The 13,070-nt window shown below is 67.9% G+C and carries 8 protein-coding genes and 2 pseudogenes; 7 read left to right on the top strand and 3 right to left on the bottom strand.

Features of this window, described 5'->3' with window-relative positions:
- Nucleotides 1-177: 177 nt before the first annotated feature.
- The 4 genes and pseudogenes from AB0L29_RS14875 to pglX form a co-directional block, all read left to right on the top strand.
- Nucleotides 178-380: pseudogene (locus AB0L29_RS14875) on the top strand (Scr1 family TA system antitoxin-like transcriptional regulator); the annotation flags it as partial.
- Nucleotides 377-561 (top strand): annotated as a pseudogene (locus tag AB0L29_RS14870) (DUF397 domain-containing protein). The pseudogenes AB0L29_RS14875 and AB0L29_RS14870, both read left to right, overlap by 4 nt.
- 180 nt (nucleotides 562-741) lie before the next feature.
- Complete coding sequence (gene pglW, locus AB0L29_RS14865) at nucleotides 742-5,409, top strand: BREX system serine/threonine kinase PglW (RefSeq protein ID WP_365827026.1); 4,668 nt, start codon at nucleotides 742-744, stop codon at nucleotides 5,407-5,409.
- Nucleotides 5,406-9,032 (top strand): BREX-2 system adenine-specific DNA-methyltransferase PglX, encoded by a 3,627-nt coding sequence (pglX, locus tag AB0L29_RS14860; protein ID WP_365827024.1) that lies wholly within the window; start codon nucleotides 5,406-5,408, stop codon nucleotides 9,030-9,032. Before pglW ends, pglX begins: the two co-directional genes overlap by 4 nt.
- On the opposite strand, the gene AB0L29_RS14855 is transcribed toward pglX, so the two are convergent.
- The gene (locus AB0L29_RS14855; RefSeq protein ID WP_365827022.1) at nucleotides 8,959-9,519 is read right to left on the bottom strand and encodes an ATP-binding protein; all 561 of its coding nucleotides are present in this window, start codon (nucleotides 9,517-9,519) and stop codon (nucleotides 8,959-8,961) included. The genes pglX and AB0L29_RS14855 overlap by 74 nt on opposite strands.
- A 192-nt stretch (nucleotides 9,520-9,711) precedes the next feature.
- Between AB0L29_RS14855 and AB0L29_RS14850 the strand changes: the two genes are divergently transcribed.
- The 3 genes from AB0L29_RS14850 (at nucleotide 9,712) to AB0L29_RS14840 (ending at nucleotide 11,874) form a co-directional block, all read left to right on the top strand.
- Nucleotides 9,712-10,542 (top strand): helix-turn-helix transcriptional regulator, encoded by an 831-nt coding sequence (locus tag AB0L29_RS14850; protein WP_365827020.1) that lies wholly within the window; start codon nucleotides 9,712-9,714, stop codon nucleotides 10,540-10,542.
- Nucleotides 10,539-10,742 carry a DUF397 domain-containing protein gene (locus AB0L29_RS14845; protein WP_365827018.1) on the top strand — a complete coding sequence of 68 codons (204 nt, stop codon included), beginning with the start codon at nucleotides 10,539-10,541 and terminating at the stop codon, nucleotides 10,740-10,742. Before AB0L29_RS14850 ends, AB0L29_RS14845 begins: the two co-directional genes overlap by 4 nt.
- Before the next feature lie 256 nt (nucleotides 10,743-10,998).
- Nucleotides 10,999-11,874, top strand: a complete 876-nt coding sequence (locus AB0L29_RS14840) for a hypothetical protein (protein WP_365827016.1) — start codon at nucleotides 10,999-11,001, stop codon at nucleotides 11,872-11,874.
- Nucleotides 11,875-11,994: 120 nt separating this feature from the next.
- Here AB0L29_RS14840 and AB0L29_RS14835 read toward each other — a convergent pair whose 3' ends face one another.
- Both AB0L29_RS14835 and AB0L29_RS14830 read right to left on the bottom strand, forming a co-directional pair.
- Nucleotides 11,995-12,633, bottom strand: coding sequence for a DUF6879 family protein (locus AB0L29_RS14835; RefSeq protein ID WP_365827014.1), 639 nt, complete (start codon nucleotides 12,631-12,633; stop codon nucleotides 11,995-11,997).
- Nucleotides 12,626-12,895, bottom strand: coding sequence for a hypothetical protein (locus AB0L29_RS14830; RefSeq protein WP_365827012.1), 270 nt, complete (start codon nucleotides 12,893-12,895; stop codon nucleotides 12,626-12,628). The genes AB0L29_RS14835 and AB0L29_RS14830 overlap by 8 nt, the downstream gene beginning before the upstream one ends.
- Between the last annotated feature and the right edge of the window lie 175 nt (nucleotides 12,896-13,070).

The raw sequence follows: 13,070 nt of genomic DNA, 5'->3' as shown, positions 1-13,070 counted from the left end.
GGGGTGCGGGGGTGGGCGTTGGTCTGCTTGGTCCCCTCCGTCGGGGGGGGGGTGGGGGGGGGGGGGGGGTTGGGGGGGGGGGGGGGGGGGGGGGGGGGTGGGGGCGGGGGGGGGGGGGGGGGGGGGGGGGGGGGGGGGGGGGGGGGGGGCCCGCCCCCCCCCCCACCCCGGGCGGCAGCGGGGACTGGCGGTCCGACGCGGCTGCTGGAGACGCAGGACCACCCGTGGCTGGGGTACTCGGAAGGACAATAGACCGGGCGTTGATCTCCAGCCCGAAAGACGTCAGCCTCATGCAGATGCGCTGTGCCAGGATGCGCTCACAGGCACTGTCCCCGGCGGCCCCGGCGGAACTCTCGACGCGAATGCGAGGAGCGCTATGAGCACCGGCGGCGAACTGCACTGGTTCAAGAGCAGCTACAGCAGGTCCCAGGGAGACGACTGCGTAGAGGTCGCGCACGCGCCGCGGGCCGTGCACGTCCGGGACTCCAAGGACGCGGACGGCCCGAGGTTCGCCGTCTCCCGTCCGTCTGGGTCGATTTCACCGGATACGCCACAGACTGAAGCTTCCCTCGCCTACAGGGATGTGACGTCGAAAACCGGCATTTCGGCGGCACGGTCCGAATGCCCTATAGTCCCGTCCTTCGACTCCTCTTCCCATGTATCCGGCAACCACTAAGATCGGTCCGCTGGGCCCGGACGGTGGGGTGACGGGTCCTGTGGGAACGACGAGTGGGGACAGGCATGCGGGAAGGCCGGTGGGTCACGGTCACCGAGTCCGAGTTCGATCACGAACGCCGCGGCCTGGAGGCGATCCGGGAGCGCTTGCCGGACTCCGACACCTGGCGTGCCTGGTCGAACTTCACCTTCACCGCGCACACCGGCCACGTCCGCGAGGTCGACCTGCTGGTCGTCGCGCCCGGCGGCGTGTACATGATCGAGCTGAAGGACTGGCACGGCTCGGTCACCTCCGAGAACGGCACCTGGGTGCAGACCACCCCCGGTGGCCGGCGCCGCACGCACGGCAACCCGCTGCACCTGGTCAACAAGAAGGCCAAGGAACTGTCCAGCCTGATCGGGCCGGGCCAGGGCGGCCGGCGCGTCTGGATCGGCGAAGCGGTCTGCTTCACCGACGACCGGCTGCGCGTGCGCCTGTCCGCCCACGACCAGAACGGCGTGTACACCGTCGACGAGCTGGTCGAGATGCTCAAGCAGCCCCCGCGCGACGAGCGGCGCCGCCTCACCGCGATCGACTCCCGGCACGTCAAGGCGGAGCTGGACCGCATCGGCATCCGCCGCAGCGAGGCCGAGTACAAGGTCGGCCCCTACGAGCTGAAGCGGCGCCCCTTCGACTCCGGCCGGACCTGGGCCGACTACGAGGCGCACCACACGGAGCTGCCCGAGCGCGCCCGGGTCCGGGTGTACCTGAGCGAACGCGGCTCGGACGCCTCGCTGCGTCAGTCCGTGGAGAACGCCGCACGCCGCGAGGCGGCCGTCCTGCAGCGGTTCCGGCACCCGGGCGCGGTCTCCTACCGGCAGTACTTCCCGACCGGGCACCCCGCGGGCCCCGCGCTGGTCTTCGACTACGACCCGCGGACGATGAAGCTGGACGAGTACCTGGTCCAGTACGGTGCCAAGTTGGACATTCTCGGCCGGATGGCCCTGGTCCGGCAGCTCGCCGAGACCATCCGGTCCGCGCACGCCAAGCGCATCCACCACCGGGCCCTGACCGCCCGCTCCATCCACGTCCTGCCCCGCCCGGACGGCGGCCAGGGGAAGGCGGTCGGCGAGGAGGCCGCCTGGCTCAGCCCGCGGCTGCAGATCTCCGACTGGCAGATCGCCACCCAGCGCGGCGGGGACTCCTCCCAGGGCGGGACGCGCCTGGCCCCGACCGCCCTGTCCGCGATGCACCTGGCCGACGACGAGGACCCCTACCTCGCGCCCGAGCTGACCGCACTGCGCCCCGACCCGGTCTCCCTGGACGTCTACGGCCTCGGCGTCCTCACCTACCTGCTGGTCACCGACAAGGCCCCGGCCGCCAGCCAGGCCGAGCTACGCGCCCGCCTTGAGGCCGGGGAGGGCCTGCGGCCCAGCTCCCTGGTGGACGGCCTGTCGGAGGACGTCGACGAGCTGGTGCAGGCGGCCACGGCGTACAACCCCGACCGGCGCCTGCACAGCGTCGACGACTTCCTGGAGATGCTGGAGGTCGTCGAGGACTCCCTCACCGCCCCCGCCTCCGTTGGTGCGCCCGAGACCGCCGCCGCACCCGAGAAGGACCCGCTCGACGCGGTTCCCGGCGACGTGCTCGACGGCCGCTGGGAGGTGCGCCGCCGGCTCGGTACGGGCTCCACCAGCCGCGCCTTCCTCGTCCGTGACCTGGAGGCCGAGGCGCGCCGCACCCGCCCGCTGGCCGTGCTGAAGGTGGCCCTGTCCGACAGCCGGGGCGACATCCTCGTCCGCGAGGCCGAGGTCATGAGTCGCCTGCGCCCCCACTCGGGCATCATCCGCCTCGTCGAACCGGAGCCCCTGCGCATCGCGGGCCGCACCGTCCTCGCGCTGGAGTATGTGGGCGACGAGCGGGACGACAGCGGCGAGCCGGGCGAGCGGAAGGCGCCCCGCCGCCGCGAGGAGACGGTGGCCCGCCAGCTCCGCGACGAGGGCCGGCTCCCGGTCGACCAGCTGGAGGCATACGGCGACTACCTCTTCGGCGCCGTCGACTTCCTGGAGGGCGAGGGCGTCTGGCACCGCGACATCAAGCCGGACAACATCGCCATCCGCGTCCGCCCCAACCGCACCCGCGAGCTGGTCCTCATCGACTTCTCGCTCGCCGGGTACCCGGCGAAGAACACCGACGCGGGCACCGAGGGCTATCTCGACCCGTTCGTCGACGTCATCACGCGCGGCACCTACGACTCCCACGCCGAGCGGTACGCGCTCGCCGTCACCCTGCACCAGATGGCCTCGCGCGAGCTGCCCAAGTGGGGCGACGGCAGCGTCCCGCCCCGCATGACGGACCCGAAGGAGTGGCCGTACCCGACCATCGCGGCCGAGGCGTTCGACCCGGCCGTGCGCGACGGGCTCGTAGCCTTCTTCCAGAAGGCCCTGCACCGCGACGTCGGCAAGCGGTTTCCCGAGCTCAAGCCGATGCGGGACGCCTGGCGCAAGATCTTCCTCGACGCCTCGCGCACCGTCCCCTCCAGCCACCGCACCCGCCACCCGGCCCCGGCCGGCACCGGCTCCGCCGCGGACGCCACCGGCACGGAGCAGACCCCCCGCGGCGCCATCGCGGACGCAGAGCCGGAGACCGCGGAGCAGCAGCGCGACCGCCTCGCCGCCGAGGTGACCCGCGACACCCCGCTGACCGTCTCCGGCCTCACCGGCGCCGCCCAGTCCTTCCTCTACGGCCTGGGTATCACCACCGTCGGCGAACTCCTCGACTACAGCCGCCGCAAGCTCGTCAACGCCCCCGGCCTCGGCGCCAAGACCCGCAACGAGGTGCAGAAGCGGCAGCGGGAGTGGGGCGAGCGGCTGCGCGCCACCCCCGTCTCGCCGCTCACCCCCCAGGGCCGCGCGGAGGCGAAGGAGGAGCTGGAACAGCTCACCGCCGCCGAGTCCGCCCTCGCGGGCACCCTGGCGACGGCCGACGCCGCCCGCGGCCTGTCCGCCCGCGCCCTGCGTTCCGTCAGCCTCGACGCCCTCGCCACGATCTTCGTGCCGGTCGTCAACAACAACGGCTCCAACCGCAACAAGGCCGAGATGGTGCGGCTGCTGCTGCGCCTGCCCGACGAGCACGGCGTCCTGCCGGACATCGGGGTGTGGCCTAAGCAGAAGGACGTCGCCGAGGCGCTGGGCCTCAGCGCCGGGCGCATCCCGCAAATGCTCAAGGAGGAGCGCAAGCGCTGGAAGGCCGACCCGGCCGTCCGCACCCTGCGGGCCGAGATCATCGACATCCTCGTCGGCATGGGCCGGGTCGCCTCCGCCGTCGAGATCGCGGACGCCCTCGCCGTGCGGCGCGGCAGCCAGCTCGCCACGCGCGAGCAGCGGCGCGCGCTGGCCCTGGCGGCGGTGCGTGCCGTCGTCGAGGTCGAGCAGCTCGTCCCCGACGAGGCCGAGTTCCAGCACCAGCCCAACCGCAAGGCCACCGAGGAGTCGCTGGGCGCGGGCCTGCTCGCCCTGGACGTGCGCGAGGACGACGCGCCTGACACCCCGACCGCGCCCGGCCTGCTGGACTACGCGACCAAGCTGGGCCGCGCCGCCGACCGCCTCGCCAAGCTCGACACCCTGCCGACGGCCGCGACCGTCCTGGCCGAGCTGGGCGCGGTGGCCATGCCGCCCGGCGCGATCGACTGGGACGAGCGGCGCATGGTCGAACTGTCCGCCGCCGCGTCCGTCAATGCCGCCGCCACCCCCCGCCTGGAGATCTACCCGCGGAACCTGCCGCTGGTCCGCGCGCTGCGCCTCACCCAGGCCGGCCTGGTGCGCCGGATCGACGGCGTGCCGGAAGGGCGGCAGCCCGGCCTGACCGCCGAGGACATCCACGAGCGGGTCCGCGCCCGCTTCCCCGAGCTGGTCGTCCCGGACGGACGCGGCGGCACCACCCACGAACTGCCCACCGGCGGCCCGCTCACCAAGGCCCTGCGCGACGCGGGCTTCGAGCTGTCGCTCAGCATGCGCGAGGACACGGGCACGCTCCGCTACCTGTCGGCACGGGTGGACGATGCCTCCAGCTACCTCACGACGGGCGCCTGGCGGCACTCGACGCGTACGGGAACGGTGACCCGGTACGCGGACGACCCGCTGCTCGCGGGCGCGGTGCGTGCGGAGGAACGGCTCCTCGCCTCGGCCCGCCGGGACGGCTACCGGGTGTTGACCGTACGGCAGCAGCTCGTCCGGGACGCGGTGCGGGAACTGGGCGCCGAACGGCTGGGCGCGCGGGCGGTGTCGGTGACCGAGCTGTTCCTCCAGGCCCTGCGCGCGCAGGTCACGCCGGGCACCAAGCCCACCTGGGAGACCCTGCTCAAGGCGGACGCCGCCGAGCCGGGCTCGAAGGGCGCGGTGCGGTTCGCGGAGTACGCGCGGACGGCGTGGGGCTCGGTCGAGCCCCGCATAGTCGAGCTGCTGGGCAACGGCGCCGACGGTCCCGTCCTGCTGACGGAGGCCGGGGTGTTCGCCCGGTACGACGCGATGGGCGTCCTGGACCGCCTGGCGTCGGCGGCCCGGCGGGGCGGGCGGGGGCTGTGGCTCCTGGTCCCGCAGAGTGACCCGTTGCGCGAGCCGAGGCTCGGGCAGGTGGCCGTGCCGTACCAGGCCGGCCTGGGGGAGTGGATCCAGCTTCCGGACACGTGGGTGGGCAACCGCCACCGCGGGTCCGGCGAGAACGTGGCGAGTGGTGTCGAGGGAGACGCGAAGTGATCGACCGCAAGGTTCTGTTGGACGACCTGAAGCAGCAGGTCAAGGCGGTCGAGGCCGACCTGGGCAAGCAGGTCAAGGCACTCGGTGAGGTCGAGGCGCGGCTGCGGGCCGAGTACGACCAGGCCCGCAAGCTCGGGCGTACGGCGGCGACGTGGAACTCGTGGCTGGACGAGCGGGTCACGCAGGTCGCGGTGGCCTGGGTGCTGGGCACGGTCTTCGTCCGGTTCTGCGAGGACAACCGGCTGATCCCCGAGCCGTACCTGACCGGGCCGGACGGCGACCGGCGCGAGCTGGCGGAGGCGCGGTACGACGCGTACGTGGAGACGGACGACAACCCGACTTACCGCGGCTGGCTGGAGAAGGCCTTCGACGAACTGGGCCAGGGCCAGGCGGGCCGGCTCCTCTTCGACAAGCGGCACAACCCGCTGTACCAGATCCCGCTCTCGCACGACGGCGCGCGCGAGCTGGTCGAGTTCTGGCGCCGGCGCGACGAGGCGGGCGTCCTCGTCCACGACTTCACCGACCCGCTGAACGAGGACGGCACCGAGGGCTGGGACACGCGGTTCCTGGGTGACCTGTATCAGTGGTTGAGTGAGGCCGCGCGGAAGACGTATGCGTTGCTCCAAACACCGGAGTTCGTGGAGGAGTTCATCCTCGACCGGACGATGAATCCGGCGGTGCGGGAGTTCGGGTACGAGGAACTGAAGATGATCGACCCTACTTGTGGGTCGGGGCACTTTGTGCTGGGGGCATTCCGGCGGCTCGTGCGAATGTGGGGTGAGGGCCAGCCGGGACGAAATGCGCATGAGCGAGTACGAGAAGCGTTGAACTCGGTACATGGAGTGGACGTTAATCCGTTCGCGGTGGCTATTGCGCGCTTTCGATTGTTGGTCGCGGCTATGGCGGCGAGCGGTGTTCGGACACTGTTGGAGGCGGCGAAATATGAATGGCCGATCCATCTGGCGGTGGGAGATTCGCTCATCAAGGCTCGACAGTTGGAGCTGACTCTAGGAGATGGCGAAGACGACTTTAATGATCCGCTGGCTTCATTCACCTACGCTACAGAGGATGTCCAGGAACACCCAGGGATTCTTCAGCCTGGGCGCTACCACGTAGTCGTGGGAAATCCTCCGTACATTACGGTGAAGGACAGGAAGCTGAACGCATTGTACCGCGAGCTGTATGATGCCTGTGCAGGTACTTACGCCCTGTCGGTACCATTTGCCCAGCGGTTTTTTGAACTCGCCAAGCGGGGAGATCCTGAAGGTCGCGGGTACGGCATGGTGGGGCAAATTACCGCCAACTCCTTTATGAAACGTGAGTTTGGAGTAAAGCTTATCGAAAAATATTTTCGTGATCAGGTTGAGCTCACTGAGGTTATCGACACCTCAGGTGCATATATTCCGGGTCATGGAACACCTACTGTTATTCTCGTAGGTAAGCGGCGTGCAGGTAGCGGGCGTCGATCGACCGTTCGAACGGTGCGAAGTGTTCAGGGCGAGCCTGCCGTGCCAGTGAATGGTGGGGATAGTGTTGTCTGGCGCGCTATAGTCAATCAGATTGACAGGCCTGGTTCTCTAAGTCCTTGGGTTTCTGTCGAAGACTTGGATCGAAAACGCTACTTCGCCAAAAAGCCTTGGATCTTGACTGATGGCGGCCTTGAGTTGGTTGAGTCTCTTTCGGCTGCATCTGTGGGATCGCTCAAGTCGCATGCTGTTCGCATTGGCTTCTATGGTGATACTCATGCAGACGATGCGCTCACACTGCCGACGCGGGCGCTGGAGGTGCGCAACGCTGAGCAAACTTTCGTTAAGTTGATTGGCGTTGGGGATGAGGTGCGCGACTTTGTCATCGCAGAGGGAAGCTCTGTGATTCATCCGTATGACGCCTCGCGAAACATTGCGCCTATCACATCAATGCCAAATATCGAGCGAATCTTGTGGCCTAATCGCACCGAACTTGGAAATCGGTCAACCTTTTCTGGGCGTACGTACTTCAGTGAAGGTCGCCCGTGGTGGGAATGGCATCAACTCCCCAAGGATTCCGGTGCTCATGCATGGTCGCTGAACTTTGCATTTGTAGCTACTCATAATCACGTAGTTCTTGACCGGAGCGGCCGTGCATTTACTAGGACGGCTCCGGTGATCAAGCTGAGAAAGGGGGCGAAAGAGGAGGAATTCTTTCAGTTGCTTGGATTGCTCAATAGTTCCACAGCTGGGTTTTGGTTGAAGCAAGTGAGCCACAATAAGGGCAGTACCGTCGATTCGAAAGGTGCCCGGCAGTCAACGATCCCGTTTGAGGATTTCTATGAGTTTACCGGTACCAAGCTTTATGAATTTCCCCTCCCCTCCACGTACCCGACTGCCGTAGGCGCTGCTCTTGACAGTCTCGCTCAGCAGCTCACTGCCACCAGCCCTGCCGCAGCGGTCGCCGACGCGACCCCTGATGCTCTGGCTCTCCGTGAGGCTAGGACCCGTTGGGAATCCGCCCGCGCCCGCATGATTGCCCTCCAGGAAGAGTTGGACTGGCAGGTATATTCCCTCTACAACCTTCACTCCGAAGACCTCCGCGTCTCCGACAATCCCAACCACCCAAACATCCCTGAGATTTCCCTCGGCGAGCGCGCCTTCGAGATTGTGCTAGCGCGCCGCGTAGCCGCAGGCGAAGCCAGCGATGAGTGGTTCAAGCGGCACGGCTCCACTCCCATCACAGAGATCCCCGCCCACTGGCCCGCCCCCTACCGGGAGATCGTCCAGAAGCGCATCGACGCCATCGAGTCGAACCGCGCCATCGGCATGATCGAGCGTCCCGAGTACAAGCGCCGCTGGGCCACTGAGGGCTGGGACGCGCTCCAGGAGAAGGCCCTGCGCTCCTGGCTGCTCGATCGCATGGAAAACCGGGACTTGTGGTTCAACGAGAACGGGCAGCCCACCATCCTCACCCTGGCCCGCCTCACCGACGCCCTCTCCCGGGACGAGGACTTCGTCTCCGTTGCCAAGATCTACGCGCCCCGCAAGGACCTGCCCAAGGTCGTCGCTGAGCTGATCACCGACGAGCATGTGCCCTTCCTCTCCGCCCTGCGCTACAAGCCCTCCGGGCTGAAGAAGCGCGCCGACTGGGAAGAGGTGTGGGACCTCCAGCGCAAGGAGGACGCCGCCCCGGACGAGCAGGCCAAGCGGAAGATCCGGGACTCCATCCCTGTGCCGCCGAAGTACACTTCGGCCGACTTCCTCCGCCCGTCCTACTGGAGGGCGCGCGGCAAGCTGGACGTGCCCAAGGAGCGGTTCATCTCCTACGGGCAGACCAACGCCGCCACTCCGGACCTCTACGGCTGGGCTGGCTGGGACCACCGGGAGCAGGCTCAGGCGCTGGCGACGTACTTCACCAACACCGCGCTGTCCACCGAGGAGATCACGCCGTTCCTCGCCGGCCTGCTGGAACTCCAGCCGTGGCTGTACCAGTGGCACAACGAGTTCGACATGCTCTACAGCGGCTCCCCGGCGGACTTCTTCGCCGCTTACCGTCAGCAGAAGCAGGGCGAGCACGGTCTCACGGACGACGACCTCCGTGGCTGGCGTCCTCAGGCCGCGACCCGAGGTCGTCGCGCAGCAGTGAAGCGGTAGCCAGGAGCAGATCGATTTCCGACGGTTCAGGGGCCACCCGGTGCGTGGGCGGGTGGCCCTGGGCCCGCACGTGCAGCTCCGCCCACACGGTCTTGCCCGGGGCTGCTGGGCGAGGGCTGACGCCCCAGTCGTCCGCGAGGGTGGCGACGAGGAGCAGGCCCCGGCCGGACTCGGAAAGCGAGTCGGTCGCCGGGGAACTGGCCGGAGGCCGTTTCTCGGCGCGGGTGTCGGTCACCTCGATGCGGAAGGTGCCCCCGGCCAAGGTGAGTTGGACGTGGAAGTCCCTGCCGGGGACGTGGCCGTGGCGTACGGCGTTGGCGGTGAGTTCCGCCGTAATGAGGGTGAGCGTCTCGTTGACCGGGGTCGTGTAGGGGTGGCCCCAGTCGTTCAGCCGGTGCGAGACGAGTCGGCGGGCGAGGCGGGCACCGCGCGGCGTCGACGTGAAGCGCATGGTGAACTCGCGTTCGGGTGCGGAACGCTGCGGCATATGCCCGTTCGGGGGAGTTGCTGACTTCATAGGGTCAACGGTCTTGGACCCTGCGTAGCTTTGACCAGGAGTGACGCGCTGACGGGTACGGGCTGTACACGCGGTCGGTGCGCTTGTATGTGGTGGTGGGCGTGACCGGTTCCCGGGCTCCGAGTTGGCCTGACGGGGCGGTTGCACGAGAGGAGCTGCGGCGTGGACGACGAGGTTCAGCAGCCGGAGTACGAAGTCGGGACGGGCATGCTGTGCGTGTTCGGGCGGCAGTTGAAGTTGTTCCGGGAGCGGGCGGGCCTGGACCGCGCGGGGTTGGGGTCGCTGACCGGGTACTCGGCCTCGACGATCGCGTCGTTCGAGCAGGCGAGACGTATTCCGCCGCCGAAGTTCATCGACCAGGCGGATGAAGTGCTGGGGGCGGGTGGGGTGCTGAGCGCGAGCAAGGAGGAGGTGGCTCGGGCTCAGTATCCGGCGTTCTTCCAGGGTGCGGCCAAGTTGGAGGCCGAAGCGGTTGTGCTGCACGTGTACGCCACTCAGGCTGTGCCAGGGCTCTTGCAGACCGAGGATTACGCGCGGGCCGTGTTCGCCATGTGGCGCCCGCAGCTGGACGAAGAGGTCATCGAGCAGCGGTTGGCCGCCCGGCTGGCACGACAGGAGATCATCGAGCGCCGACCCGTCCCACACCTGAGTTTTGTGATCGAGGAAGCTGTACTGCTGCGCCCGCTCGGTGGTGGGGCGGTATGGCGGGGGCAGCTGGAGCAACTCCTGCTCATCAAGGAAAAGCGGAACGTGGAGGTCCAGGTGATGCCGCTCTCCCGCCAAGAGCACGCGGGATTAGCTGGCCCGTTCACCTTGATGGAGATGAAGGATGGGCGCAGGATCGCCTATGCGGAGGTGCAAGGTGACAGTCGGGTCCACACGGAGCGTCAGAAGGTCCGAGAGCTTGAACGTACGTATGGGTCCCTGCGCGCACAAGCACACACTCCGGCAGAATCGCGAGCGTTGATCGAGAAGCTGTTGGGAGAGAGATGAGCGGGGAAAACACCAGGCTTGGCCTGGACGGCCTTGCCTGGTTCAAAAGCAGTTACAGCGCGGGTGATGGCGGCGAATGCGTCGAGGTCGCCGTCCGTCCCGCCAGGGTCCACGTCCGCGACTCGAAGGACACAACCCGTGCCGCACTCGCCGTACAACCCGCGGCGTGGGCCGCGTTCGTCGAGTTCGCGGCACGCTGACAGACGTGGCGCCGATCGCTGGGCCCTCCGGCGAGCACCCGCTCGCCGGAGGGCCCAGCGCGTCCCGTCTCCACAGCATCTTCAACAGCTCGGCGCCTCGCCGAGCGACCGGATCTCGGCGGAGGTCGCGTCCCCGGGTGGTGATCGGAATCGTGGTAGACCCGGCCCGCAACGCCACCGTCACTCACACAACGAGGTCCTAACGGAGCTGACATTGTCCGGCCCCTACGGCGCGGAACTACTGTAGGTTCCTGCCATGAAGCAGGGTAAAGAGGTCGAGAACCCCGAGTCGCGTTTCTTCGCGCTGCTGGTGGCGGCAGCGAAGCTTCCGGGTGTGCGTATCCACAGGGAGGCGTACCTCCGGAGTGCGCTGGCTCGCCACTGCTCCGAGGAGGACATCCGACGAGCGATCGAAGAAACCCCCGCCGCGGCGGGCATCACCGTCGAGGTTCTCGACAAGGTGGCCAACGACTCCATCCGCTACGAGACGGCCAAGGTCAGCGCCCTCTCCGCCGCCGCAGGGATACCCGGCCTCTTCGCCCTTCCCGCCACGGTGCCCGCCGACACGGCCCAGTACGTCGGCCACATGCTGCGCATCGCGCAGAAGCTCGCCTATCTCTACAGCTGGCCCGATCTGTTCTCCGACGAGGGCGATGACGTCGACGACGCGACCAAGGGGGTGCTCACGCTGTTCTTCGGCGTGATGTTCGGCACCAAATCGGCGAACGTCGCGGTGGGGAAAGTCGCGGGGATGATGGCGGAGCAGGTCGCCAAGAAGCTGCCCCAGAAGGCACTCACCCACGGGGTCGTCTACCCCATGGTGAAGAAGGTCGCGGGCTACCTCGGTGTCAGGATGACGACGCAGTCCTTCGCGACAACCGTCTCGAAGGCCATCCCTCTCGTAGGGGCTGCCGTTTCCGGCGGACTCGCCCTTGCGACCTACCTCCCGATGGCCAAGAGGCTCAAGAAGCACCTCGCCGGCCTGCCGCTGGCGGAGCCGTCACACCGAGTGAGGGACGGGGAAGTCGTGGACGGCGAAGTCGTCGAAGAGCACGAGACGTTCGCCGCAGCACACGCTGAACAGCACGGTGCGGACACCACTGCCCCCGAGCTGGAGGAACCCAGGTCCTGACGCCGCGAGTGCCCTCCTGCCCCCGAAGGGGCGGCCGATGCGGAGGGGGCGTTCTCGTCATCGCCGCCGGGGGCGGTGATCCGTCGGCATGATGGCTCACCCCTCACCCCGTCTCGCTGATCACCGCGACCCGCGAGAATCCGTCGGAGCACCGGACACCCGCGGCGGGGCCAGGGGGACGATCTCCCGGTCGAAGAAATCGTGGAACTCCTCACCACGCTCATACAGCGCATCGAATCCGGCGTTCGTTTCCCGGATCAGTGAGGGGTCCGTGTAGCGGTTGGCTCCGGCCGCATTGCCGTCCTCGTCGTACACGACTTCGTACATGACCACATCGCCGAGAACCACTACTTCCGGTACCGGGTGATTCCGCTCGATGCCGGTGATGTCGCGAGCGTCGATAACCTTGATCGCGTCGCCCACGTCCACGCGCACGCGCAGGACGAACAACTCCCATTGCACATACGGTGTGACAGGGAATTCCACCACCCGGAGGCGGCGGTGCGCGACGCCCATTTCCGATGCCCGCCGGATTTCCCGGGCGTAGTCCTCGCGCCTCTCGTCGGCCAGGGACAGAGCCCTTTCCCAGTCGCCGGCGGCGAAGGCCTCCCAGCTCGGGAAGCCGCGCTCCTTGAAGTGCTGGCCGCGCTCGAGCTTGTTGAGGAAGCCGATCCCGCTGGAGTAGATCCGGCCGAGGTCCGCGTGGTACGTGGGGCGGTCCAGGCGTTCGGAGACGCCGCCCGCGAAGGAGTCAAACACCGGGGATGTCCGGCTTTGCCGCGATGAGCGTGTTCCTGGGGATGACCACGAGGCGTTCGTCCGATCCGATCGAGACCCCGTCGGGCAGGTTCCTGCCGAGTGACTGGGTGAGGTCCCGGCCGATGACGGCGATGTCGCCGTTGGTGAGTTCCCAGATGTCCGGGCAGTCAGGAGTTCCGGTGGTGTTTCCCAGTTCCTGGGGTGTTTTTCCCAGGCGTTGCTTGAAACCCGTGTCCGGATCCGCTTCCCACGGCCTGGCCATTTCCCTCGCCCCCTCGATCGGTCGGGATGCCTCACTGTAGCGTGCGACTCTCCCGCCCGACCATGTGTCAGGCCCGGCCCACAGGGGTATTGGCGAGGATTGATTCCTCCTTGTTCCCTGTCGCTCGGGGGCGGAATGATATTGATCGCAATGAAGATCACGCCAACGCCTGACA

It is taken from the genome of Streptomyces sp. NPDC052701 (assembly GCF_040678355.1).
In the GTDB taxonomy this organism is placed as follows: Bacteria; Actinomycetota; Actinomycetes; order Streptomycetales; family Streptomycetaceae; genus Streptomyces.
The sequence above is the reverse complement of the archived record's forward strand: the minus strand, read 5'-3'. Positions and strand labels throughout refer to the sequence as shown.